Annotated in this window: 19 protein-coding genes; 10 read left to right on the top strand and 9 right to left on the bottom strand. The window is 60.5% G+C overall.

Features of this window, described 5'->3' with window-relative positions; all coding sequences use genetic code 11:
* The first annotated feature begins 63 nt into the window (after positions 1-63).
* The 4 genes from GIW79_RS15585 to GIW79_RS15570 all read left to right on the top strand — a co-directional run bounded on the left by GIW79_RS15585 (position 64) and on the right by GIW79_RS15570 (position 3,061).
* Positions 64-804 (top strand): 5-oxoprolinase subunit PxpA, encoded by a 741-nt coding sequence (locus tag GIW79_RS15585; RefSeq protein WP_034126630.1) that lies wholly within the window; start codon positions 64-66, stop codon positions 802-804.
* Positions 801-1,505 carry a 5-oxoprolinase subunit B family protein gene (locus GIW79_RS15580; protein ID WP_236454493.1) on the top strand — a complete coding sequence of 235 codons (705 nt, stop codon included), beginning with the start codon at positions 801-803 and terminating at the stop codon, positions 1,503-1,505. Before GIW79_RS15585 ends, GIW79_RS15580 begins: the two co-directional genes overlap by 4 nt.
* On the top strand, positions 1,502-2,413 hold the full coding sequence (locus GIW79_RS15575; RefSeq protein ID WP_200582816.1) for a biotin-dependent carboxyltransferase family protein: 912 nt from the start codon (positions 1,502-1,504) through the stop codon (positions 2,411-2,413). Before GIW79_RS15580 ends, GIW79_RS15575 begins: the two co-directional genes overlap by 4 nt.
* Positions 2,414-2,518: 105 nt before the next feature.
* Complete coding sequence (locus tag GIW79_RS15570; RefSeq protein WP_054898993.1) at positions 2,519-3,061, top strand: hypothetical protein; 543 nt, start codon at positions 2,519-2,521, stop codon at positions 3,059-3,061.
* A 42-nt stretch (positions 3,062-3,103) separates the two neighbouring features.
* Here GIW79_RS15570 and GIW79_RS15565 read toward each other — a convergent pair whose 3' ends face one another.
* From GIW79_RS15565 to GIW79_RS15555, 3 genes are all read right to left on the bottom strand, one after another.
* Positions 3,104-4,282, bottom strand: coding sequence for a vWA domain-containing protein (locus GIW79_RS15565; protein WP_003189625.1), 1,179 nt, complete (start codon positions 4,280-4,282; stop codon positions 3,104-3,106).
* On the bottom strand, positions 4,282-5,127 hold the full coding sequence (locus tag GIW79_RS15560; protein WP_003189627.1) for an AAA family ATPase: 846 nt from the start codon (positions 5,125-5,127) through the stop codon (positions 4,282-4,284). Before GIW79_RS15560 ends, GIW79_RS15565 begins: the two co-directional genes overlap by 1 nt.
* Positions 5,128-5,340: 213 nt before the next feature.
* The gene (locus GIW79_RS15555; RefSeq protein ID WP_054898991.1) at positions 5,341-6,417 is read right to left on the bottom strand and encodes a DUF748 domain-containing protein; all 1,077 of its coding nucleotides are present in this window, start codon (positions 6,415-6,417) and stop codon (positions 5,341-5,343) included.
* 127 nt (positions 6,418-6,544) lie between these two features.
* Here GIW79_RS15555 and cysK point away from each other — a divergent pair, with 127 nt between their 5' ends.
* Both cysK and GIW79_RS15545 read left to right on the top strand, forming a co-directional pair.
* A complete protein-coding gene (gene cysK, locus GIW79_RS15550; RefSeq protein ID WP_003189630.1) occupies positions 6,545-7,519 on the top strand; it encodes a cysteine synthase A in 975 nt (324 codons plus the stop codon).
* Between the two features lie 215 nt (positions 7,520-7,734).
* Positions 7,735-10,119 (top strand): sensor domain-containing diguanylate cyclase, encoded by a 2,385-nt coding sequence (locus GIW79_RS15545; protein ID WP_236452977.1) that lies wholly within the window; start codon positions 7,735-7,737, stop codon positions 10,117-10,119.
* 120 nt (positions 10,120-10,239) lie between these two features.
* Here the strand turns inward: GIW79_RS15545 and dacB are convergent, their stop codons facing one another.
* Entirely contained in the window at positions 10,240-11,700 is a 1,461-nt protein-coding gene (dacB, locus tag GIW79_RS15540) for a D-alanyl-D-alanine carboxypeptidase/D-alanyl-D-alanine endopeptidase (protein WP_034128373.1), read from the bottom strand.
* 236 nt (positions 11,701-11,936) lie between these two features.
* Between dacB and GIW79_RS15535 the strand changes: the two genes are divergently transcribed.
* Entirely contained in the window at positions 11,937-12,281 is a 345-nt protein-coding gene (locus GIW79_RS15535) for a YggL family protein (protein ID WP_003193255.1), read from the top strand.
* Between the two features lie 37 nt (positions 12,282-12,318).
* Here the strand turns inward: GIW79_RS15535 and GIW79_RS15530 are convergent, their stop codons facing one another.
* Positions 12,319-13,509 carry a benzoate/H(+) symporter BenE family transporter gene (locus GIW79_RS15530; RefSeq protein WP_197900413.1) on the bottom strand — a complete coding sequence of 397 codons (1,191 nt, stop codon included), beginning with the start codon at positions 13,507-13,509 and terminating at the stop codon, positions 12,319-12,321.
* Between the two features lie 339 nt (positions 13,510-13,848).
* Here GIW79_RS15530 and GIW79_RS15525 point away from each other — a divergent pair, with 339 nt between their 5' ends.
* Positions 13,849-14,613, top strand: a complete 765-nt coding sequence (locus GIW79_RS15525) for a GntR family transcriptional regulator (RefSeq protein WP_014719469.1) — start codon at positions 13,849-13,851, stop codon at positions 14,611-14,613.
* Between the two features lie 151 nt (positions 14,614-14,764).
* Here the strand turns inward: GIW79_RS15525 and guaD are convergent, their stop codons facing one another.
* From guaD to xdhA, 4 genes are all read right to left on the bottom strand, one after another.
* Entirely contained in the window at positions 14,765-16,069 is a 1,305-nt protein-coding gene (gene guaD, locus GIW79_RS15520; protein ID WP_034128375.1) for a guanine deaminase, read from the bottom strand.
* Between the two features lie 12 nt (positions 16,070-16,081).
* The gene (gene xdhC, locus GIW79_RS15515) at positions 16,082-16,921 is read right to left on the bottom strand and encodes a xanthine dehydrogenase accessory protein XdhC (protein ID WP_034128376.1); all 840 of its coding nucleotides are present in this window, start codon (positions 16,919-16,921) and stop codon (positions 16,082-16,084) included.
* A 65-nt stretch (positions 16,922-16,986) separates the two neighbouring features.
* Positions 16,987-19,413 (bottom strand): xanthine dehydrogenase molybdopterin binding subunit, encoded by a 2,427-nt coding sequence (xdhB, locus tag GIW79_RS15510; protein ID WP_072447422.1) that lies wholly within the window; start codon positions 19,411-19,413, stop codon positions 16,987-16,989.
* Positions 19,406-20,854, bottom strand: coding sequence for a xanthine dehydrogenase small subunit (gene xdhA / locus GIW79_RS15505; RefSeq protein ID WP_072447425.1), 1,449 nt, complete (start codon positions 20,852-20,854; stop codon positions 19,406-19,408). Before xdhA ends, xdhB begins: the two co-directional genes overlap by 8 nt.
* A 280-nt stretch (positions 20,855-21,134) precedes the next feature.
* Here xdhA and GIW79_RS15500 point away from each other — a divergent pair, with 280 nt between their 5' ends.
* Both GIW79_RS15500 and smc read left to right on the top strand, forming a co-directional pair.
* Positions 21,135-21,794, top strand: coding sequence for a GntR family transcriptional regulator (locus GIW79_RS15500; protein WP_034128379.1), 660 nt, complete (start codon positions 21,135-21,137; stop codon positions 21,792-21,794).
* Positions 21,795-21,796: 2 nt separating this feature from the next.
* A complete protein-coding gene (gene smc / locus GIW79_RS15495) occupies positions 21,797-25,285 on the top strand; it encodes a chromosome segregation protein SMC (RefSeq protein ID WP_198791446.1) in 3,489 nt (1,162 codons plus the stop codon).
* The last annotated feature ends 258 nt before the right edge of the window (positions 25,286-25,543 follow it).

Below are 25,543 nucleotides of genomic sequence, written 5' to 3'. Positions count from 1 at the left end.
GTTGCGAGTTCTGTGTAAAAAATCCCACACTACAAGAAAACAAAGCCTACAGGAGCGACCACCGTGAGCCGCCTGCTACTGAACTGCGACATCGGCGAAAGCTTTGGTAACTGGACCATGGGTCTGGATGCCGAAGTCATGCCGTTCATTGATTGCGCCAACGTGGCCTGCGGCTTCCATGCCGGCGACCCGAGCATCATGCGCAAGACCGTCAGCCTGGCGTTCAAGCACGGCGTACAAGTGGGCGCCCACCCGGCCTACCAGGACCTGCAAGGCTTCGGCCGGCGCTCCATGAACTACACGCCGCAGGAAATCCAGGACCTGTTGCACTACCAGATCGGTGCGCTGGACGGCATCTGCCGCGCTCAGGGCGGGCGCGTCAGCTATGTGAAACCCCATGGTGCGATGTACAACGACATGATGGCCAACCCCGCGCAGTTGCGTGCGGTGATCCAGGCCGTGGCCGCCTACGGCGACCTGCCGCTGATGCTGCTGGCCACCCGGGATAACCGCGCGGCCCAAGCGTTGGGTGATGAATACGGGGTGACGCTGTGGTTCGAAGCCTTTGCCGACCGTGCCTATGACAGCAAGGGCCATCTGGTTTCCCGCCAGTTGCCCGGCGCGGTGCACCATGACAGCGAAACCATTGTGCAGCAGGCCCTGACCCTTTCCCGTGGCGAATCGCTGATTGCCAGCGACGGCAGTCCATTGGTACTCCAGGCCAATACCCTGTGTGTGCATGGCGACAACGCCAGCTCGGTGGCTGCCGTGCAGCGGATCCGCGAAGCGTTGAAAACAGCATGAACCCACGCATCGAAGTGGTGGCGATCGACTGCCTGATGGTGCGTCTGTTTGACGTGATCGCCGAAGCCAACATGCCGTGGATGCTCGCGGCTACCGAGCGCCTGCGCAATGGCTTTGGCTTGGCATTGGTGGACCTGGTGCCGTCCTACACCACCTTGATGGTGCATTACGATCTCACTGCGCTAACCCCGGCCCAGGCCCGGGCGCTGATTGACCAGGCCCTTACCGACCTGCAACCCCAGGCCCAGGGCAGCGGCCAATGCCATGTGTTGCCAGTGTGGTACGACCTGAGTGTCGGCCCGGAACTGACCTTGCTGTCCCAGCGCAGCGGGCTGGCCGTGGAGGAGGTGATCCGCCGCCACAGCGCCCACGAGTACCAAGTGTTCGCCCTCGGTTTTGCCCCTGGGTTTGCCTTTATGGGGCTGGTGGACGAGATACTTGCCACGCCGCGCCTGAACACGCCGCGCAAACGCGTGGCCGCTGGCAGTGTCGGTATCGCCGAACGGCAAACCGCCGCGTACCCGGTGGTGTCCCCAGGCGGCTGGAACCTGATCGGCCGCACCCCGGCCAAACTGTTCGACCGTGAGCGCGACGGCTACAGCCTGATGCAGCCCGGCGACACGGTGCGCTTCGCCTCGGTCAGCCACGCCGAATTCATCAACTTGGGTGGCGATGACACGCCGTTGGAGGCGCAAGCATGAGCCGCTTGATCATCGAGGCCAGCACGCCACTGTGCCTGTTGCAGGACGCCGGTCGTTTTGGCGTACGCCACCTGGGCGTGACCCAGGGCGGCGCGCTGGATTGGGTGTCGATGTCCTGGGCCAACTGGCTTTTGGGCAATGCCCTGGACGCCCCGGTGGTGGAAATTACCCTGGGGGGCTTTACCGTACAGGCCGAGGATTATTGCCTGCTGGCCTTGGCCGGTGCGGACCTGGGCGCCTATGTCGATGAGCGAGCGATAAGCCCCGGTCGCAGTTTTATCCTGCAAAAGGGCCAGCGACTGCGCTTCACCCAGCCGTTCAATGGGGCACGCGCTTATCTGGCCGCGCCCGGTGGCTTTGATGCGCAGGCGGTACTGGGCAGTTGTGCCACGGTCGTGCGCGAAGCGTTGGGCGGGGTGGACGGTTGCGGCAAGGCACTGGCCCAAGGCGGGCGGTTGGCCTATTCCGGTACGGGCGGTGCAATGAAGGTGCTGGTCAACCCGGATGTGCAATCCGCTGCATCACTGGACGTGATCATCGGCGCGCAGATAGGCCAGTTCAGCGGGCAGAGTCTGTTTGATGCCTTCAACGCCGAATGGTCTCTGGACAGCCGTGCCGACCGTATGGGCGTGCGTTTGCTCGGCACGCCGTTGCAGTATCAGGGGCCGTCGTTGATTTCCGAAGGGATACCGTTGGGCGCGATCCAGGTGCCCCCGGATGGGCAGCCGATTGTGTTGCTCAATGACCGGCAGACGATCGGTGGTTATCCGCGGTTGGGCGCGTTGACGCCTTTATCCTTGGCGCGGCTGGCGCAGTGTTTGCCGGGGGAGAAAGTCCGGTTGGCCCCGGTGGTGCAGGAAACAGCGCATCGGCAGCACATAGAGTATTTACGCAGGTTTTCAGCGTAAGTGGGTTTTAAAGATGAGTCCTACGACATTGCAGAATTTTGTCGTCTTTGCCCCAGCGCACAGCCATGCAAGCCTTGATTGGCTTATTCACTATCAGGCTTTGCTATGCGCTATTTGAAGATATATGCCCAGGATGTACTCGATAACGATATTCCGGATGTGGTCTATCTGGAGTTTTATGACACCGCCCAAACCCCCGCGCTTGTGCATCGGGCAACGGCATTTGATATTACTGACGATGGCCAGTTTGACTGGATTATTGCGGATGATCTCAATCAAGACGGCATTGTCGACAAGGTTGACCGGGAGATGGCACTGGAGTTTTCCCAGCTGTTTCTGGCGTTTCAGTGGTTCAGTCTCGATGAGCCCTTTGACAAATACCTGAAGGTGTTTGCCGGCGACTTCGATGACAACGGGATTCCTGATACGGTACGGCTGCACTTCCATCAGGGCGAGGGAGACCCTCGAGATGAAACCATCGTCTATTCGGCGGCGGTATACAGCGACGGAAATGGTCAAGGGGCCAGTGTTTCGATCAATCAGGATGTGAACAACGACGGGAAAGTAGACCGCCAGGATTCTGAACTGATCAAACAGTTCGCTGCGCTCTTTCTCAGGTTTTCCTGGATCGACAACGAGCACTGCTGAGTGCCGTGCCTGTAGCCGATAGCATCGGCTACAGGCCAGGGTTCACTTGGATAGAAAACGCATGCCCTCTTCAAGCCCGCGCAGCGTCAGCGGATACATTTGATCCTCCACCAACTCCCGCACAATCCCCGTCGACGCCGTATAGCCCCAGGTATCTTTCGGGTAGGGGTTAATCCAGATCAGCTTCTTGTACTTGGCCATGAAGCGCTGCATCCACACATACCCGGGCTCCTCGTTCCAATGCTCGACGCTGCCACCGGCCTGGGTGATTTCATAGGGCGCCATGGCCGCATCGCCGATAAAAATCACTTTGTAGTCGGCGCCGTATTTGTGCAGCAGGTCCTGGGTGGAGGTGCGTTCGGAAGTACGGCGCTGGTTGTTCTTCCACACCGATTCGTACACGAAGTTGTGGAAGTAAAAATACTCCAGGTGCTTGAACTCGGTCTTGCACGCGGAGAACAGCTCTTCGCAGATCTTCACGTGGGCATCCATCGAGCCGCCGATGTCGAACAGCAGCAACAGCTTGATGGTGTTACGCCGTTCGGGGCGCATCTGGATATTCAGCAAGCCGGCATCGCGGGCGGTGTGGTCAATGGTGCCGTCGATATCCAGCTCTTCGGCCGCGCCCTGGCGGGCAAACTTGCGCAGGCGGCGCAGGGCGATCTTGATGTTGCGCGTGCCCAGTTCCACCTGGTCGTCGAGGTTCTTGTACTCGCGCTGGTCCCAGACTTTCACCGCCTTGCCCTGACGCTTGCCGGCGTCACCGACGCGAATGCCTTCAGGGTTGTAGCCGCCAGAACCAAAGGGGCTGGTGCCGCCGGTGCCGATCCACTTGTTGCCACCGGCGTGGCGTTCTTTCTGTTCTTCCAGGCGTTTCTTGAACTCCTCGATCAGCTTGTCGAGGCCACCCAGGGACTGGATCTGCGCGCGTTCCTCATCGCTCAAGGAACGTTCGAATTCCTTGCGTAGCCATTCTTCGGGGATCAGCGCCTGCAGGTGGTCGTCGAGCTTTTCCAGGCCGTTGAAATAGGCGCCGAAGGCCCGGTCGAACTTGTCGAAATGCCGCTCGTCCTTGACCAGGATCGCCCGGGCCAGGTAGTAGAACTCGTCCATGTCGGCGAAGGTCACGCGCTGTTTGAGCGCGTTGATCAGGTCGAGCAGCTCGCGCACCGACACCGGTACCTTGGCGGCACGCATTTCGTTGAACAGGTTGAGCAGCATCAGCGATTACCGCGACGGCTCATGAACGCCAGACGCTCCAGCAACTGCACGTCTTGCTCGTTCTTCACCAGGGCGCCAGCCAGGGGAGGGATGGCCTTGGTCGGGTCGCGCTCGCGCAGCACCGCTTCGCCAATATTGTCGGCCATCAGCAGCTTGAGCCAGTCGACCAGCTCGGAGGTGGAAGGTTTTTTCTTCAGGCCCGGCACCTTGCGCACATCGAAGAACACGTCCAGCGCTTCGCTGACCAGGTCTTTCTTGATGTCTGGGTAGTGCACGTCCACGATCTTTTGCAGGGTGGTGCGGTCGGGGAAGGCGATGTAGTGGAAGAAGCAGCGGCGCAGGAACGCGTCCGGCAGCTCTTTTTCGTTGTTGGAGGTAATGATGATGATCGGGCGCTTCTTGGCCTTGATGGTCTCGTCGATTTCGTAGACGTAGAACTCCATTTTGTCGAGTTCTTGCAGCAGGTCGTTGGGGAACTCGATGTCGGCCTTGTCGATTTCATCGATCAGCAAGATGACCCGCTCTTCGGACTCGAAGGCCTCCCACAGCTTGCCCTTCTTCAGGTAGTTACGCACGTCGTGCACCTTGTCCACGCCCAGTTGCGAGTCGCGCAGGCGGCTGACCGCGTCGTACTCGTACAGGCCCTGGTGCGCCTTGGTGGTGGACTTGATGTGCCAGGTAATCAACCTGGCGCCGAAGGATTCGGCTAGTTGTTCGGCAAGCATGGTCTTGCCGGTGCCCGGTTCGCCCTTGACCAGCAGCGGCCGCTCCAGGGTGATGGCGGCGTTGACGGCCAGTTTCAGGTCATCGGTAGCCACATAGGCCTGGGTGCCTTCGAACTTCATCGGTCATTCCTCGAATTCATCAATGGCCTGACTATACCGCGCAGCCCCGGCGACTGTGAACGCAGACGGGGCATTCAGTCTCTGAATGGCGGGTCACATCAGCCCTGGCCCATGCAGGAAGTGTGGGAGCTGGCTTGCCTGCGATGACGGTGTATCAGTGACAGATGAGTTGGCTGACCCACCGCCATCGCAGGCAAGCCAGCTCCCACAAGGTTAATCAGCGCTGGGCTTGGGCTGTTCGTAGCGAGCATTGAACGCCTGGATGAACCCATTGCGCAGAATCGCGATCACCGCAGAAAACGCACTGACATTTTGCTGATGCACGCTACCGCTCAGCTCTACACGGGTGGCGAACTGGTTTTTACGCTGGTTTTTCAGCACGGTTTCGCTGGCGCCCACCACGGCTTCCCAGATCGAACGGAAGATATTCTTGTCCTGGTTTTCAACGTCTTGTTGCCAGTCGAACACCTCCACATCGCGCAGCAGCGGCTTGATGTAGCCGGTGAGCCGGCCATTTTCAGCCTGGGCTTCAATCACCACATCGCCTGTGCCAGCCTTGAAGTCGAACTTGCCATAGGCAGAGGCGAAGTCATTCATGCGTTTTAGTTGCAGGTCGCGGGCGCGGAAGCGGAACTCGAACTCTTCGAAATCGCTCAGCGGGTCAAAGGTGGCGTTGGCTTCCAGAGGCGCCTGGCCTTGCAGCAGTGCCTTGCCTTCAAAGCGTGCATCGCGCTTGCCTTTGACATCCACCACATTGGTCAGGTTATAGAAGCTGGCGTTGACCGCGGTGGCGTTGATGTTCACCTGGGGCTTGGAGCTGAAGTTATGGAAGGCGATCTCGCCGTCTTCGATGCGCACTTCATTGAGGGTAATCGGCAGCAGCTTGCGCAGTTGTTCCTGCCAGTCGGTGCCCTTACCGGTCTGCGACGCCTGTTTGTTGGCCCCGCCATCGACGAAGTTGATCTGCGGGCGCACAAAATGCCCCTCGGCCACGACGGCATGGTCGTACCACAGCGAATGCCAGCTCACCGCGAACTCGATCAGCGGCGCCTTGACGAACGGCACCGGGACCTTGCCGTCCACCTTGACGATTTGCAGGCCGTTGATCCGGTATGCGCCGCGCCATAGCGCAAGGTCCACATCGGCAATCTCGCCACGGTAATCGCCCATGTTGGCGAGTTTGTCGTTCAGGTAGTTGCGCACCAGGTAGGGCAGCGCGATGTGCACGGCAATCAGGACTAGCACCAGAGCGGCGATTGTCCCTAACGGCCAACTGTAGCGACGTTTCATTGGGCAGTTCTCCTAGCTTGTAGGGGATTGACTGTTCTGATCGTCGCAACGTTCCTCCTTCTGGACGCTTGGGAGCACGAGGCATACCCTTGGGGCCTTTCCCAAAGTCTCGACAACAGGAATCGTCATGAGCCGCATCTTCGCAGACAACGCGCACTCCATCGGTAATACGCCTCTGGTTCAGATCAACCGCATCGCACCGCGTGGCGTGACGATCCTGGCCAAGATCGAAGGGCGCAACCCGAGTTATTCGGTCAAGTGTCGCATTGGCGCCAGCATGGTCTGGGATGCAGAAAGCAGCGGCAAGCTCAAGCCGGGCATGACCATTGTCGAGCCGACTTCGGGCAACACCGGTATCGGCCTGGCGTTTGTCGCCGCCGCCCGTGGCTACAAATTGCTGCTGACCATGCCGTCGTCCATGAGCCTTGAGCGCCGTAAAGTGCTCAAGGCTCTGGGCGCCGAACTGGTGCTGACCGAGCCGGCCAAGGGCATGAAGGGCGCCATCGACAAGGCTGCCGAGATCGTCGCCAGCGACCCGGCCACCTACTTTATGCCGGCCCAGTTCGATAACCCGGCAAACCCTGCGATCCACGAGAAAACCACCGGCCCGGAAATCTGGAACGACACCGATGGCGCCGTGGACGTGCTGGTGGCAGGCGTGGGGACCGGCGGCACGATCACCGGAGTATCACGCTATATCAAGAACACGGCGGGCAAGCCGATTCTGTCGGTGGCCGTGGAACCCATGGTTTCCCCGGTGATCACCCAGGCCTTGGCGGGTGAAGAGATCAAACCCAGCCCCCACAAGATCCAGGGTATCGGCGCCGGATTCGTGCCGAAAAACCTCGACCTGTCGATGGTCGACCGCGTGGAGCTGGCGACCGACGAGGAGTCCAAAGCCATGGCCCGACGCTTGATGCTGGAAGAAGGCATCTTGTGCGGGATCTCCTGTGGCGCCGCCATGGCCGTGGCCGTGCGCCTGGCCGAGAAGCCGGAGATGCAGGGCAAGACTATTGTGGTGATCTTGCCGGACTCCGGTGAGCGCTACCTGTCGAGCATGTTGTTCAGCGATTTGTTTACCGAGCAGGAAAACCAGGCCTGATCTTAAGGGCAACCCTGTGGCGAGGGAGGCTGGTCCCGCTGGGGTGCGCAGCGGCCCCGGAAACTTGCGGGCGCTTCGCACCCGAGCGGGAGCAAGCTCCCTCGCCACAATAAGCCAGTTGACGGTTTTGCGCTGGTCAAACCCATGACCGATGGCTATAACTTAAGCCCTAGCCAAAGTGACACCCCCGCACACTGGCGCTGTGAGTGTTGCCTATGCCGATGCAAGTCGTTCGCCCGAAAATCCTTGGTTTTATCAGTGAGCAGGCATCGGCTTGGCTGGTGGCATTGGTGGTGTTAGTGGTTGGTAGCGCGCTGACGGTTGTCGTCGCGTGGGCGGCGTCCGACCTGTATCAGCAACAGGTACGCCAGCGGTTCCAGTTGCTGGTCAACGAGCGCTACAGCCGCATCCAGGAACGTTTTGAAGACCAGGAGCAACGCCTGGGCAGCCTGCAGCGTTTCTTCGTCAATTCCGGCGAGGTGTCCCGCAACGAGTTCGACGGTTTCGCCAAACCGCTGTTGTTGCATGCCCGTGCTTATGCCTGGGCACCACGGATATTTCGCACGCAGCGCAGCCTGTTTGAACAGGACATTTCTCGCCAGCGTGGCATTCCCTTCAGTATCCGCGAACTGAATACCTCCGGTGAATTGGCGCCAGCGGCCGAGCGCGATGAATACGTACCGGTGCTGTACAGCCAGACGCAAAGTTTGCTGGGCTCGCCGCTGGGCTTTGATCTGCTGGCGCAGCCCCTACGCCGTGCAGCGCTGGAGCGTGCGCAACAAAGCGGCCAGTTGGCGGTGTCACAGCCCATGCAATTGGTGGGGGTGGAGCCCGCTTATGCGGCAGGCGTGTTATTGGTGGCGCCCGTGAGCAAAGTCGCGGGGGCCGAGCCTTATGGTTTTGTGATGGCGGTGATCAGCATGCGCCAGCTGGTGGCCGAGGGGTTGCCCAGGCCCAACCGTGACAACCTGGTGATGCAGATCGTAGACACCTCCGACACCCAGCAACGGGTGTTATATGCGTCCAGTAACGCCTTGGGCAGCAGTGGCTTGACGGCTGCACGGCGCCTCTCCCTGGGCGATCATGTCTACGCTCTTAGCCTGAGCGCCAGCGAAGTGTTCGACAGGGCCAACCATTCTTCGATGCACGCCATTCTGACGATGGGCGTGTTGCTCAGCGCCTTGCTCAGTGCGCTGCTTTACATGCTGGTCAGCCAGCGCCAGCGCGCACTGAAACTGGTGGAGCAACGCACCGTTCAATTACGTGCCCGTGAGCAGGAGTTGCGTGGCGCCCATGGGCAACTGCGCAGCGTGTTGAATGCGGCGACTCAAGTGGCGATCATTGCCACTGACCTGCGCGGTGTGATCAACACCTTTAATGCCGGTGCCGAACAGATGTTGGGCTTCAAGGCCGAGGAGGTGCTGGGGCATATGACCTTGGACCGTTTGCATGTGGCCGTGGAACTCGACGCCCGCGCCGAGCCGTTGAGCAGGGCGCTGGGCAAGCGCATTCCAGCGAGTCAGGCGATGCTGGTGGAGAGCCCGGACAGTCAACATGCAGGACGTGAGTGGACGCTGGTGCGCAAGGATGGCAGCCAGTTGACGGTCAACATGTTGCCGACCGTGCTCTTGGATGACCATGGCCTATGGGTCGGGCACCTGGCGATTTACCTGGATGTCACCGAGCAAAAGCGCGCCTATGAGGCCCTTGCCGTCCGCGACCGCCTGCTGAAAAAACTCAGCGCCCATGTGCCTGGTGGCATCTTCCAGTTCACCCTGGAGCCCCAGGACAACGGGCGTTTCATCTATGCCAGCGAAGGCATGCGCGATATCTATGAAATCGAGCTGGGCATGCTGCAGAAGGATGCGCGCACGGTCCTGGAGCGCATTCACCCTTTGGATCTGGAGCGAGTGCGTGCGTCGATACGCCTTTCTGCGTTGCAAATGAGCCATTGGCGAGAAGAGTACCGCGTGCAATTACCCCAGCGAGGCCTGCGCTGGATTCGCGGCGAAGCGACGCCGGAAGAGTTGCCGGGAGGCGGTACGCTTTGGCACGGTTATGTATCGGATATTTCTGATCTCAAACGGGTCGAGGAAGAACTGCGCGCGTTGTCCATCACCGACTCCCTGACAGGGATCTATAACCGGCGCTATTTCCAGGATCGTCTCAAGGGCGAAATGCTTCGGCTCAACCGTATATCTGGCGCGCTGTCGTTGATCATGCTCGATATCGACCACTTCAAGCGCATCAACGATCAGCACGGCCATGCCGTGGGCGACAGCGTGTTGCAGGAGTTGTGCAAGCGTATCGGCCAACGCTTGCGCCGCACCGATGTGTTTTGCCGGATCGGCGGGGAAGAGTTCGTGGTGCTGTGCCCCAACACCGATGGCGCTCAGGCCTACAGCCTGGCGATACAGTTGTGGCAGTCGTTGCGCGATGCGGCGATGGAACCGGTGGGAGTGGTCACCGCCAGCTTCGGCGTGGCCAGTTGGCGGGTTGACGAAGGCATCGATGGGTTGCTGCTGCGCGCTGATTCGGCGGTGTATGTGGCCAAGCAGGCGGGCAGGGATCGGGTCGAGGAAGCCCTGATGCTTGAATGATCGTTCCCACGCTCCGCGTGGGAATCCATCCTAAGACGCTCCGCGTCACGCCTTGAGCGCGGACGCAGAGCGTCCAAAAAAGCATTCCCACGCAGAGCGTGGGAACGATCAGAGGGGTGCTTAGAGGACCGGCGCGGCCGCAACGGCCTTCGGCTGGCGATACAGGTCCAGCAGCACCTGATCCAACACCGATGACGCCCCCCAAGGCTTGGAGTCGTTGAGAATCGCCACCACCGCCCAGGTATTGCCATTGTTGTCGCGGCTGTAGCCGGCGATGGCGCGTACGGTGTTCAAGGTGCCGGTCTTCACATGGGCTTCGCCGCGCAGGGCTGTGGTTTTCAGGCGTTTACGCATGGTGCCGTCGGTGCCGGCGATCGGCATCGAGCTGATGTACTCCGCCGCATAAGGGCTTTTCCACGCGGCTTGCAGCATGGCCGCCATCTCGCGGGCGCTGACCCGTTCGGCGCGTGACAGGCCGGAGCCGTTTTCCATCACCAGGTGCGGCGCGGTGATGCCTTTTTTGGCCAGCCACTGGCGCACGACACGTTGCGCGGCCTTGGCATCGTCGCCATCGGCATCGTTGCGAAACTGTGCACCCAGGCTCAGGAACAACTGCTGGGCCATGGTGTTGTTACTGTATTTGTTGATGTCACGGATGATTTCCGCCAGGTCCGGCGAGAAGGCGCGCGCCAGCACCTTGGCATCCTTGGGCACCGGAGCCTGGATATCACGGCCCTGGATGGTACCGCCCAACTCTTTCCAGATCGCCCGCACGGCGCCTGCGGTGTAGGTGGCGTGGTCGAGCAGCGACAGGTAAGTCTGCGAGCTGCAGCCATCACCCAATTGGCCGCTGACGGTCACGGTCACGCTGCCGTCGGCGGCGGTCACCGGGCTGTAGCGCACGTCACCGGTGCACTGCTTGGCGTTGGTGACTTTCACCTGGTTGTCGATGCGAATGCTGGCAATCGGCGGCTCGACCGATACGATCACCCGCCCCGAATCATTGCGGGTCACGAAGCGCAAGGCCTTGAGGTTGACCAGCAAGGCGTCGGGCTTGACCAGGAACGGCTTGTTCTCATCGTTGCCGTCGTCGTTGAACTCGGGTAATTGCGGCTGGTTGAAGAAGTTACGGTCCAGGACCAGATCGCCGGTGACTTGCTGCACGCCATTGGCGCGCAGGTCGCGCATCAGCAGCCAGAGTTTTTCCATGTTCAGCTTGGGATCGCCGCCGCCCTTGAGGTACAGGTTGCCACGCAATACGCCGCCGCTGAGGGTGCCATCGGTGTAGAACTCGGTCTTCCACTGATGGTTGGGGCCGAGCATTTCCAGGGCCGCGTAAGTGGTGACCAGCTTCATGGTGGAAGCCGGGTTCACCGAGACGTCGGCGTTGAAAACCGTAGGGGTACCAGGGCCGTTCAGGGGCAGCATCACCAGGGACAACGCGGTATTTTGCAGCTTGGCTTTCTGCAAGGCCTGCGCAACGCTGGGTGGCAGGGTGTTATTGACGGGAGCAGCGGAAACGGAAAAGGCCAGGGGCAAGACAACACTGGCAAGTAACACTGAACGCAAAGATTTGATCATAAGAAATAAAACCCTACTGCTGAGGAGGGTGAAAAAGGCGAGGGGTACGGAAGAAAATCCCTCATTGGTCACGAAAGTGTCGGCATTATGCCCCAAGCTGGCGCTGCTTGTAGCTGAACGATAGCCGCTAATTGCGGTTTTTTTGCGCGCATTTGCCCGTCGGTCCCAGAGAGTCGGGCAATTGCCGCCTTAAACTGCTAAAGTGCCGCCCGTTAATACTTATGAGGATTGTTCCAATGGCGACTAACCGTTCCCAGCGTCTGCGCAAAAAACTGTGCGTTGATGAATTTCAAGAGCTGGGTTTCGAACTGAACCTGGACTTCAACGAAGGCCTGAGTGAAGAAGCTATCGACGCTTTCCTCGAAGCATTCATCAAAGAAGCCATGGAAGCCAATGGCCTGGGCTATGTCGGCGGCGATGACTACGGTCTGGTTTGCCTGCAAAAGCGTGGCTCGGTCTCCGAAGAGCAGCGTGCTGCGGTCGAAGCCTGGCTGAAAACCCGTTCCGAGCTGACCAAGGCTGAAGTCAGCCCGTTGCTGGACGTGTGGTATCCGGAAAAGCCGATCAACGCGGCTAAGTGATACTGAAAAAAACGGCGACCTGAGGGTCGCCGTTTTTTTATGCCTTGCGCCAATTCAGAATCAGCAGCGTCAACACCCCCGCCACAATCCCCCAGAACGCCGACCCGATGGAAAACAACGTCAAGCCTGACGCCGTGACCATAAAGGTAATCAGCGCCGCTTCTCGTTCCTTCGGCTCATTCATGGCGATGCTCAAGCCATTGATGATCGAGCCAAACAACGCCAACGCCGCAATCGACAGCACCAGTTCCTTGGGCAGGGCTGCGAACAATGCTGCCAGCGTGGCGCCGAATACCCCGGCAATCCCATAGAACACCCCACACCACACCGCAGCGGTGTAGCGCTTGTTGCGGTCTTCATGGGCGTGCGGCCCGGTGCAGATCGCGGCGCTGATCGCCGCCAGGTTGATGCCGTGGGAGCCGAACGGTGCCAGCACCAGTGACGCCAGGCCGGTGATGGTGATCAACGGCGAAGCCGGCACGGTGTAGCCATCGGCCCGCAGTACGGCTACGCCGGGCATGTTCTGCGAGGTCATGGCCACCACGAACAGCGGGATGCCGATGCTGATGGTCGCCGCCAGCGAGAAATGCGGCGTGGTCCACACAGGCGTCGCCACCTCCAGATGAAAGCCGCTGAAGTCCAGCAGCCCCATCAGCCCTGACAAGGCGGTGCCGATGAGCAGGGCGGCCAGCACGGCATAGCGCGGTGACACACGCTTGATGATCAGGTAGGTGAAAAACATCCCCAGCACCAGCCCGGTACGGTGCTGGGCGGCGACGAAAATCTCGCTGCCGATCTTGAACAGGATCCCCGCCAGCAGCGCCGCCGCCAATGACGCCGGAATCCGCTTGACCAGCTTCTCAAAGCTGCCGGTCAACCCGCAGAGCGTCACCAGTACCGCACAGGTGATGTAGGCACCGATGGCCTCGCCATAGCTCACCCCACCCAGGCTTGTGATCAGCAGCGCCGCCCCAGGGGTAGACCAGGCGATGGTGATCGGTGTGCGATAGCGCAGGGACAGGCCGATGCTGCACACCGCCATGCCGATGGAAATCGCCCAGATCCACGAAGAAATCTGCGCGGTGGTCAAGCCGGCGGCCTGGCCGGCCTGGAACATCAGCACCAGGGAGCTGGTGTAGCCGGTCATCATGGCGATAAAGCCGGCGACGACGGCCGACGCAGAAGTGTCGGCCAGCGGGCGCAAGGGCGCTTGGGTGGCGTCGGTCATGGAGAGGTGTTCCTTTTTACCTGACTCCGCACGCTGTAGGAGCGAGCTTGCTCGCGAAAATCGCCAACGATAACGCGGGCAATCAGATTAAACGCGGCGCCCTTGGGTTCTTCGCGAGCAAGCTCGCTCCTACAGTGGGATGTCGTTCATGGGAAATCGTGGAATCAAGCCTAAACTCAAACGTAACGAGTCATTGCAATACAGCCGAGGCCGCAAACAGCCGTACAGTGTGTTGGCGCAGTGGGTTGTGTACAATGTGCGCTGTTTTTAGGTGATACTTGCCAGCGACACGCTGTTGCCGTATTACCGTTAATTCGCCGTTCTCAAACCCGAGTGCTCATGAACGAACAGTTGCAACCTCTCAAGAAACAACCGCGAGCCGGCAAGGCCGGTCGCAGCGGAACCCAGGACGATATCGTCTATGCGCATATCTTCGAGGCGATCCTTGAACAACGCCTGGCGCCCGGAACCAAATTGAGTGAAGAGGCACTGGGCGAGATCTTCGGCGTGAGCCGCACCATCATTCGCCGTGCGCTGTCGCGCCTGGCCCATGAAAGCGTGGTACTGCTGCGGCCCAATCGCGGTGCGGTGGTTGCCAGCCCAAGCGTCGAAGAAGCGCGCCAGGTGTTCATGGCACGGCGCCTGGTGGAGCGGGCGATCACGGAGTTGGCGGTGCAGCACGCCACGGCCGAGCAGTTGGCCGAGTTGCGCCAGATGGTCAACGACGAGCGCGACAGCTTCTCGCGCGGTGATCGCGGCGCCGGTATCCGTCTCTCTGGCGAATTCCATTTGAAGCTGGCCGAAGCCGCGAAGAACGCGCCGCTGATCAGCTTCCAGCGCAGCCTGGTGTCCCAGACGTCATTGATCATCGCCCAGTACGAAAGCGGCAACCGCTCGCACTGTTCCTACGATGAGCACACCCAGTTGATCGACGCGATCGAAGCCCGGGATGCGACGTTGGCGGTGAACTTGATGATGCATCACATGGATCACATCGACAGCAAGCTCAACCTCGATGAAGAGAGTGCGTCGGATGATTTGCATGCGGTGTTTTCGCATCTTTTACAGACTAAAAAACCTGGGCGCTCGTCTGTAAAGTTGTAAACCCAATCAAATGTGGGAGCGAGCTTGTGTGGGAGCCGGGCTTGCCCGCGATGCAGGCGCCGCGGTGTATCAGTTACACCGCGGTGATGCTATCGCAGGCAAGCCAGCTCCCACACAAGCCAGCTCCCACATTGGTTGTATGTAGCTTGAATCAGCGCTGGTGCACCAGTTGCCCGGCTGCATAGGTTTGCAACACCGTCCGGTCATCCCCCAACGTCATCAGCACAAACAACGTCTCGGCAATGTTATTGGCCTGTTTCAGGCGATAGCTCAGCAGCGGCGTGGCGTTGTAATCCAATACCAGGAAGTCTGCATCGGTACCCGGCTGCAACGTGCCGATCTTGTCTTCCAGGCGCAGCGCTCGAGCGCCGCCCAGGGTTGCCAGGTACAGCGACTTGAACGGGCTCAAGCGCGCACCTTGCAGCTGCATGACCTTGTACGCTTCGTTGAGGGTTTGCAGCAGCGAGAAGCTGGTGCCGCCACCCACGTCGGTGCCCAGGCCCACGTTCAAGTTGTGTTTCTCGGCCATCGGCAGGTTGAACAACCCACTACCGAGGAAGAAGTTCGAAGTCGGGCAGAACGCCACCGCCGAACCAGTCTCTGCCAGCCGTGCGCATTCGTCGTCGCACAGGTGTACGCCGTGGGCAAACACCGAGCGCTCGCCGAGCAGCTTGTAGTGGTCGTAGACATCCAGGTAGCCGTTGCGCTCCGGGAACAGCTCATTGACCCACTCGATTTCCTGCTTGTTCTCGCTGATGTGGGTCTGCATGTACAAATCCGGGTACTCGCCCAGCAGCTGACCGGCCAGCGTCAGTTGCTCCGGCGTGCTCGTAGGGGCGAAGCGTGGCGTCACCGCGTAATGCAGGCGCCCCTTGCCGTGCCAGCGCTCGATCAGCGCCTTGCTTTCCTGGTAGCCGGATTCGGCGGTGTCGGTCAGGTAGTCCGGCGCGTTGCGGTCCATCATCACCTTGCCGGCGATCATGCGCAGGTCGAGTTTCTCGGCCGCTTCAAAGAATGCATTCACCGATTGCGGGTGCACGCTGCCGAACACCAGCGCTGTGGTGGTGCCGTTGCGCAGCAGTTCCTTGATGAAGATATCGGCGACTTCTTCGGCGTGAGCCTTGTCGGCAAACTGGCTTTCACAGGGGAAGGTGTAGGTGTTGAGCCAGTCCAGCAACTGCTCGCCATAGGCGCCGACCATACCGGTCTGCGGCAGGTGGATATGGGTGTCGATCAAGCCAGGGGTGATCAGCGCGTCCTGGTAATGGGTGATGTCGATATCGGCGGGCAGGCTCGGCAGCAGGTCGCTGGCGTGCCCGAGGGCACTGATCTGGCCGTTGTCGATCACCAGCAGGCCGTCCTCGAAATATTCATAAGAGGCTTCGATCCCCACGATGGCAGGGTCGGCGATGCTGTGCAGGATGGCGGCACGGTAGGCTTTGCGAGTCAAAGGCATGATCGTCTCAATTCAGATAGCGTGGCTGCGGCGCGAAGCCGGCAGCAGTTTGGCAATAGGTTCGGCGCCGGCAAGATGCTGGCCGAAATTGGCGTTATAGGTGGCGATGATTTCACCGGCGATGGAGATGGCGATCTCCACCGGAAGCTTGCCCTTGACCTCGGGGAGGCCCATGGGGCAACGCATGCGTTGCAACTGCGCGGCGTCAAAGCCGCGATCACGCAGGCGGTGTTCGAATTTGACCCGCTTGGTTTTCGAGCCGATCAGGCCGAAGTAGGCGAAGTCGTTGCGCTTGAGCAGGGCGGCGGTCAGTTCCAGGTCCAGCGCGTGGTTGTGGGTCATGACGATGCAGTAGCTGCCTGCAGGCAGGTCGGCAATTTCGTCGACCGGCTCTTCGCTGACAATTTTACGCACGCCTTCGGGGATGTGCTGCGGGAATTCCTGCTCGCGGGAATCGATCCAGCGCACCCGGCAGGGCAGACTCGCCAGCAATGGTACCAACGCACGGCCGACGTGGCCGGCGCCAAACACGGCGATGTGCGCTTGCGCCTGGCCCATGGGTTCGAACAGCAGCACGGTCACGCCGCCGCAGCACTGGCCCAGGCTGGCGCCGAGGCTGAAGCGCTCCAGATGGGTGTTCTGCTGGCCGCGCACCAGCATGTCCCGGGCGATCTGCATCGCCTTGTATTCCAGGTGCCCGCCGCCGATGGTGTCGAAGGTGTGCGCGGCGCTGATGACCATTTTGGAACCGGCGTTGCGCGGGGTTGAGCCGAGTTCTTCGATGATGGTGACGAGCACGCAGGGTTCGCCCTGGTTTTGCAGGGTGGCGAGGGCGCTGATCCAGTTGTCCATGTCTACCTCCAGTCAGATCGTTCCCACGCTCCGCGTGGGAATGCATACCGTGACGCTCAGCGTCACTAGAGCGGACGCACAGCGTCCAGGGCGGCATTCCCACGCGGAGCGTGGGAACGATCAACAGCCTTTAGCGCCCGCAACTGCCGCATCTGTTCACACCCCCACAACACCCGCTCGGGCGTGGCCGGCGCATCGATCCTGGGCTGCTGGCGATAGTCAGCCAAGCTCGCTACCGCATCCTTGATCGCACACCACGAAGCAATCCCGAGCATGAACGGCGGCTCGCCCACGGCCTTGGAATGGAACACCGTGTCCTCCGGGTTCTTGCGGTTCTCTACCAGCTTCACCCGCAGGTCCAGCGGCATGTCGGCCACGGCCGGGATCTTGTAGCTGGCCGGGCCGTTGGTCATCAGCTTGCCCTTGTTGTTCCACACCAGCTCTTCCATGGTCAGCCAGCCCATGCCCTGGATGAAGCCGCCTTCCACCTGGCCGATGTCGATGGCCGGGTTCAGCGAAGCGCCGACGTCATGCAGGATGTCGGTGCGTAGCATCTTGTATTCACCGGTCAGAGTGTCGACGATCACTTCGCAGCAAGCCGCCCCGAAGGCGTAGTAGTAGAACGGTCTCCCGCGTGACTGGCTGCGGTCGTAGAAAATTTTCGGGGTTTTGTAGAAACCTGTGCTGGAGAGCGATACCTGGGCGAAATACGCCTGCTGGATCAACGCCTCGAAGCTCAGGATCTGCTCGCGCACGCGCACATGGCCGTTGCGAAACTCCACGTCCGCCTCGCTTACGTCGTACTTGCGCGCCGCAAACTCCACCAGGCGCTGCTTGATGGTTTCGGCCGCATTCTGCGCGGCCTTGCCGTTCAGGTCGGCGCCGCTGGAGGCAGCGGTGGGCGAGGTGTTGGGTACCTTGTCGGTGTTGGTGGCGGTGATCTGGACGCGGTCGATTTCGACCTGGAATACCTCGGCCACGACTTGCGCGACCTTGGTATTCAAGCCCTGGCCCATCTCGGTGCCGCCGTGGTTCAGGTGGATGCTGCCATCGGTGTAGATATGGATCAGCGCGCCGGCCTGGTTGAGGAAGCTGGCGGTGAACGAAATACCGAATTTCACCGGGGTCAGCGCCAGGCCTTTTTTTAGGATCGGGCTGTGGGCGTTGTACAGGCGGATTGCTTCGCGGCGCTCTGCGTACTGGCTGCTGGCCTCAAGCTCAGCGGTCATTTCTTCGAGCATGTTGTGCTCGACGGTCTGGTAGTAGTGGGTGACGTTGCGCTCGGTTTTGCCGTAGTAGTTGGCCTTGCGCACCGCCAGCGGGTCTTGGCCCAGATGGCGCGCGATGGCGTCCATTACCTCTTCGATGGCGACCATGCCTTGGGGGCCGCCGAAGCCGCGATAGGCCGTGTTGGAGGCAGTGTTGGTCTTGCAGCGATGGCCATTGACCGTGGCGTCGCCCAGGTAATATGAGTTGTCGGCGTGGAACATGGCGCGGTCGACAATCGAGTTGGACAGGTCCGGCGAACAACCGCAGTTACCCGCCAGTTCCAGGTTGATGCCGTGCAGTCGGCCGTTGTCGTCAAACCCCACGTCGTATTCGATATAGAAGGGGTGACGCTTGCCGGTCATCAGCATGTCTTCGACCCGTGGCAGGCGCATCTTGGTCGGCTGGCCAGTGAGGCGCGCCACCACGGCGCACAGGCACGCCGGGCTGGCGGCCTGGGTTTCCTTGCCGCCAAAGCCACCACCCATGCGGCGCATGTCGACCACGATCTTGTTCATCGACACATCCAGCACTTCGGCCACCAGCTTCTGCACTTCGGTGGGGTTTTGCGTGGAACAGTAGACGATCATGCCGCCGTCTTCGGTGGGCATCACCGAAGAGATCTGGGTTTCCAGATAAAAGTGTTCCTGGCCACCGATATGCAAGGTGCCCTGGATACGGTGCTTGGCGCTTGCCAGCGCAGTGGCCGAATCGCCGCGCTGGTGGGTGTGGCTGTCGAGCACGAAGTGCTTGTTGCGAAACGCCTCGACCACATCCAGTACCGGTTCCAGGTCTTCATATTCGATCACCGCCGCCATCGCCGCCTTGCGTGCGGTCTCCAGGTCGCGGGCGGCCACGGCCAGTACCACCTGGCCGACGAACTGCACGGTGTCGATGGCCAGCAGCGGGTCGCCGGGCATCAACGGGCCAATGTCTTTCAGTCCCGGTACGTCTTCATGGGTGATGGCAATGCGTACGCCGTCGAAGGCGTAGCAGGGCGCGGTGTCGATGCTGATGATCCGGGCATGGGCGCGGTCGGACATGCGCGCATACAGGTGCAACTGGTTGGGAAATTCCAGGCGGTCGTCGATGTACTGCGCTTCACCGCTGACGTGCTTGGCGGCGCTGTCATGCTTGACGCTGCGACCTACCCCGGTGGTGAGGTCCTGGGCAAAGAGTGCGGCAAGTTCGGCCTGGGTTTTTACCACGGCGTGATGGTTAGACATAAGCGGTCACCCGAGTCTCGATGTGCGGCGTTTGCAGTTCGATGAAGTATTTGCGCAGCAGGTTTTGCGCGCTGAGCAGGCGATATTCCTTGCTGGCGCGGAAGTCCGAGAGTGGGGTGAAGTCCTGTGCCAGGGCGGCGCAGGCTTTCTCGACCGTGGCCAAGTTCCAGATGGCGTCCACCAACGCGGCCTCGCAATTTTTTGCGCGTTTTGGTGTGGCGGCCATGCCTCCGAAGGCAACGCGAGCCGCGCTGATCACACCGTTGTCGATGTTCAGGTTGAACGCTGCGCACACCGCGGAAATATCGTCGTCCAGGCGCTTGGACACCTTGTAGGCCCGGAACAGCGTGTGGCCCTTGGGCACGATGATGGTCTCGATGAACTCGCTGTCCTGGCGCGCGGTGACGCGGTAGTCGATGAAGTAGTCTTCCAGCGCCAGGGTGCGGCGGGTGTTGCCTTTGCACAGCACGATCTGGGCGCCCAGGGCAATCAGCAGCGGCGGCGAATCACCAATGGGCGAAGCGTTGCCAATATTGCCGCCCAGGGTGCCCTGGTTGCGGATTTGCAGGGAGGCGAAGCGCTGCAGCAGTTCGCCGAAGTCCGGGTATTCGTGGTGCAGCGCGGCGTAGCAGTCGGAGAGGGCGGTGGCCGCGCCGATTTCCAGGCGGTCGTCGAACTGCTCGATGCGCTTCATGGCTTCAATGTTGCCGACGTAGATCATCACCGGCAGGGTGCGGTGGAACTGGGTGACCTCCAGCGCCAGGTCAGTGCCGCCGGCCAGCAGGCGGGCTTGCGGGTAGGCGTCATAGAGGTCGGCCAGGTCGGCGACGGTCAGTGGCACCAGGCAGCGCTTGTCACCGCTGTTGAGTTCACCGGTTTGCGTCGGCGCGATGGCTTTGAGGCGGGCGATGGTTTCAGCCTGGCGGCTGTCGAATTGATCCTGGGGTTTGTTGCAGCAGGCCTGTTCGGCGGCGGCGAGGATCGGGCGATAACCGGTGCAACGACACAGGTTGCCGGCCAGGGCTTCATGGGCTTTCTGGCTGTCGGGTGCATCGCTGTTCTTTTGCAGGGCAAACAGCGACATCACAAAACCTGGGGTACAAAAGCCGCACTGCGAACCGTGGCACTCGACCATGGCCTGTTGCACGCTGTGCAGTTGGCCCTGGTGCTTGAGGTCTTCGACGCTGATCAGTTGTTTGCCGTGCAGTGACGACACGAACGTCAGGCAGGAATTGAGGCTGCGATAACGAATCTGCTCGACGCCTTGCTCGTCGGTGTGCAACTCGCCGACCACCACGGTGCACGCGCCACAGTCGCCGCTGGCGCAACCTTCCTTGGTACCGGATTTGCCCACATGCTCGCGCAGATAATTGAGCACGGTCAGGTTGGGGTCCAGGGCGTGCTCGCTACGGAGTTCCTGGTTAAGTAAAAACTGGATCACGGAAGGCCTCGCAGACTCATTATTGTTGTTAACCGCTTTGCGCCGAATCTAGTCATGTCTGACTTTTCGGTCAATGGTTTTCTGACCTAAGGGTCAAGAAAATACGATCACAACACTTTCAATTATGGTCCAGTCTTCTGGAACCGGCGTTTTTGGCGGCTTACAGGCTTTCAACGTTGCTTATTTCGTGCCAAATTCGCCAAGGTGGGCGTAGCGCCATCAGCGGGCCAATGCGCTACACTGCCGCGCTTGTACCGATAGCAGATTTCGAAGGGAAAACATGACGTTCAAGGCGCCGGACAGTCTCGCCGAGCAAATTGCTCACCACCTCGCCGAACGTATCATTCGCGGCGATCTCATGCCTGGGGAGCGAATCCAGGAACAGAAAGTCACGCTGGCGCTCAACGTCAGCCGTGGTTCCGTGCGCGAAGCTTTGCTGATCCTTGAGCGCCGCCATCTGATTGCGATCCTGCCGCGCCGTGGCGCCCACGTCACCGAACTCACCGCGCACAAGGTGCAGAGCCTGTGTACGTTGATGGGCGAGATGTACATCCTGCTCGGCAATGCGGTTGCCGAAGGCTGGCAGACCCAGGCCGACATGGCGCCGTTTCTGCAGATCCAGCAACGCCTTCAATTGAGCCTGGAGCGTGAGGACATCCGCGCTTTCGTCGAAGAAAGCTTCAATGTGATGCGCGCTGCGTACCCCTTCGCCAACAACCCGTATTTGCAGGAAACCGTCGAAAACCTGCAACCGGCGATGAACCGCGCCTATTACCTGGCGCTGGATCAGCGCAAGGCGTCCATGAGCGAGTTCCTGGCGCTGTTCGAGCAATTGCTCGCCGCAGTACTGGCCCGTGACCTGGTGCAGATTCGCCTGGTGCTCACAGCCTATTGCCAGCGCAGCAGTTCGCTGGTCATCGCAGCCTTGGCGGACGCCTAAGCGTGCGGCTCAAGTGCATCAAGTTGGCGGGGTTCAAATCCTTTGTCGACCCGACCACCGTCAACTTCCCCAGCAACATGGCGGCGGTGGTGGGGCCCAATGGCTGCGGCAAGTCGAACATCATCGACGCCGTGCGCTGGGTGATGGGCGAGAGCTCGGCGAAAAACCTGCGCGGCGAGTCGATGACCGACGTCATCTTCAACGGCTCCACCAGCCGCAAGCCGGTGAGCCAGGCCAGTATCGAACTGGTATTCGATAATTCCGACGGCACCCTGATCGGCGAATACGCAGCCTACGCGGAAATTTCCATCCGTCGTAAAGTCACCCGCGACAGCCAGAACAGTTACTTCCTCAACGGCACCAAGTGTCGCCGTCGCGATATCACCGATATCTTCCTTGGCACTGGCCTGGGCCCGCGCAGCTACTCGATCATCGAGCAGGGCATGATCTCCAAGCTGATCGAGGCCAAGCCCGAAGACCTGCGTAACTTTATCGAAGAAGCGGCCGGTATCTCCAAGTACAAGGAGCGCCGCCGCGAGACCGAAAACCGTATTCGCCGCACCCATGAAAACCTCGCCCGCCTCACCGACCTGCGCGAAGAGTTGGAGCGCCAGCTCGAACGCCTGCACCGCCAGGCCCAGGCCGCCGAGAAGTATCAGGAATACAAGGGTGAAGAGCGCCAGCTCAAGGCGCAATTGTCGGCGCTGCGCTGGCAAGCATTGAATGACCAGGTGGGCCAGCGCGAAGCGATTATTGGCACCCAGGAAGTCAGTTTTGAAGCGCTGGTGGCCGAGCAGCGTAATGCCGACGCCAGCATTGAGCGCCTGCGTGACGGCCACCATGAGTTGTCCGAACGCTTCAATCTGGTGCAAGGCCGCTTCTATTCGGTGGGCGGTGATATTGCCCGGGTCGAGCAGAGTATCCAGCACGGCCAGCAGCGTTTGCGCCAGTTGCAGGATGACTTGAAGGAAGCCGAGCGCGCACGCCTGGAGACCGAGTCGCACCTGGGCCATGACCGTACCTTGCTGCTGACCCTGGGCGAAGAGCTGGACATGCTCACCCCCGAGCAGGAAATCACCAGCGCCGCCGCCGAAGAAGCCGCCGCCGCCCTGGAAGAATCCGAAGCCACCATGCACGGCTGGCAGGAACAGTGGGACGCCTTCAACCTGCGATCCGCCGAGCCACGCCGCCAGGCCGAGGTGCAGCAGTCGCGCATCCAGCAGTTGGAAACCAGCATGGAACGTCTGGCCGAGCGCCAGCGTCGGTTGCAGGAGGAGCGCGTATTGCTCGCTGCCGATCCGGAAGACGCGGCGATCATGGCGCTGAGCGAACAGCTGGCCGAAAGCGAAATGACCCTGGAAGAGCTGGAGGCCAGCGAAGAACAGCAAGTGGAGCGCCTGGAGCAACTGCGCCAGCAATTGCACACCGCGACCCAGGCGCAGCAGCAAGCCCAGGGCGACTTGCAGCGGCTCAATGGTCGGTTGGCTTCGTTGGAAGCCTTGCAGCAGGCCGCGCTCGACCCAGGCACCGGCACCGCCGAATGGCTGCGCGACCAGCATTTGGCCGAGCGCCCGCGCCTGGCTGAAGGCTTGAAAGTCGAAGCCGGCTGGGAACTGGCGGTGGAAACCGTGTTGGGTGCCGATCTGCAAGCGGTGCTGGTGGATGATTTTGCGGGTTTCGACCTGGTCGGGTTTGCCCAGGGCGATTTGCGCCTGCTCAGCCCGGCGCCCGAGGGTGCACGGGTGCCGGGCAGCTTGCTGGACAAGGTCGAGGCGGCGATGGATCTGTCGCCATGGCTGGGCCAGGTCAGGCCCGTGGAGACCCTTGAGCAAGCCTTGGCCCAACGCGGCCAATTGGCGACCGGCGAAAGCTTGATCAGCCGCGATGGTTATTGGGTCGGCCGCCACTTCCTGCGCGTGCGCCGCGCCAGTGAGGCGGAAAGTGGCGTATTGGCCCGTGGCCAGGAAATCGTCAACCTGAGCGCCGAGCGTGAAGAACGCGAAGCCACACTGGAAAGCCTGGAAACCGAACTGCAAACCCTGCGCGCTACCCAGCGCCAGCAGGAAACCGGCCGCGAACACCTGCGTCGGCTGTTGCAGGACGAAGCGCGCCAGCAAGGCGAGTTGAAAGCCCAACTTTCCGCGAGCAGGGCCAAGGTCGAGCAATTGACCCTGCGCCGCACCCGTCTTGACGAAGAAGTGGCCGAGATGGGCGAACAGCGCGCCCTGGAACATGAACAGATCGGTGAAGCGCGCCTGCACTTGCAGGAGGCCCTCGACAGCATGGCCCTGGACACCGAACAGCGCGAGTTGCTGCTGGCCCAGCGCGACAGCCTGCGCGAGCGCCTTGACCGCGTGCGCCAGGAAGCCCGGCAGCACAAGGACCACGCCCATCAGTTGGCCGTACGCCTGGGCTCGTTGCGCGCCCAGCATGATTCCACGCGCCAGGCCCTTGAGCGCCTGGAGATGCAGTCCGAACGCCTGACCGAAAAGCGCGAGCAACTGAGCCTCAACCTGGAGGAGGGCGAGGCGCCGCTGGAAGAGCTGCGCCTCAAGCTTGAGGAGTTGCTCGACAAGCGCATGACCGTCGATGTCGAACTCAAGACCGCCCAGATCGCCCTGGAAGACGCCGACCGTGAACTGCGCGACGCCGAAAAGCGTCGCACCATGGCCGAGCAGCAATCGCAGTTGATCCGCGGCCAGCTCGAACAACAGCGTATGGAATGGCAAGCCCTCACCGTGCGCCGCAAGACCTTGCAAGACCAATTGCTGGAAGACGGCTATGACCTGCACGGCGTGCTCAACACCCTGACCGCCCAGGCCAACGAGAAAGACGCCGAAGAAGAACTTGAACGGATTGCCGCACGTATTCAACGCCTGGGCGCGATCAACCTCGCCGCTATCGATGAGTACCAGCAGCAGTCCGAGCGTAAACGTTATCTGGATGCCCAGGACGCCGATCTGGTTGAAGCCCTGGACACCCTGGAAAACGTGATCCGCAAGATCGACAAGGAAACCCGCAACCGCTTCAAAGATACCTTTGATCAGATTAATGGCGGTTTACAGGCGTTATTCCCAAAAGTTTTCGGTGGTGGCAGCGCCTACTTGGAACTGACGGGCGAAGATCTACTCGATACAGGGGTAACGATCATGGCGCGGCCTCCGGGCAAGAAGAACAGCACCATCCATTTATTGTCTGGCGGCGAAAAAGCCCTGACCGCATTGGCCCTGGTATTTGCCATCTTCAAGTTGAACCCGGCGCCGTTCTGCATGCTCGACGAAGTTGACGCGCCGCTGGATGACGCTAACGTTGGACGCTACGCTCGGTTGGTCAAAGAGATGTCCCAGACCGTGCAGTTCATCTATATCACCCACAACAAGATCGCCATGGAAATGGCCGACCAGTTGATGGGGGTGACGATGCATGAGCCTGGATGTTCGCGATTGGTAGCGGTGGATGTGGAAGAGGCGATGGCGATGGTGGAATCCTGAGCCACGCCGGGAGAGAGAATTTACAGCACGCTGTAGGGCGATTTACCGGTCTGGGGAAAGTGGCAAATGGACATATTTGTTCAAGGCATTTTGACAGACGGTGTAAAGTTATCTTTGGTCGTGCTAGTTTAATGTCAATTTTTCGTGTGCGTGGGCAAAACGTCAGTCAGAACATAGAGTTGGCGCCACGTTTTAAAGCGGTTTGCACGGTGCTAAACCCCTTATTTTTCAGCATTTTTTATTAGAGGCACGGGATTA

It is taken from the genome of Pseudomonas sp. PA-7-1E (genome assembly GCF_021605325.1).
GTDB lineage: Bacteria > Pseudomonadota > Gammaproteobacteria > Pseudomonadales > Pseudomonadaceae > Aquipseudomonas > Aquipseudomonas fluorescens_BV.
The sequence above is the reverse complement of the archived record's forward strand: the minus strand, read 5'-3'. Positions and strand labels throughout refer to the sequence as shown.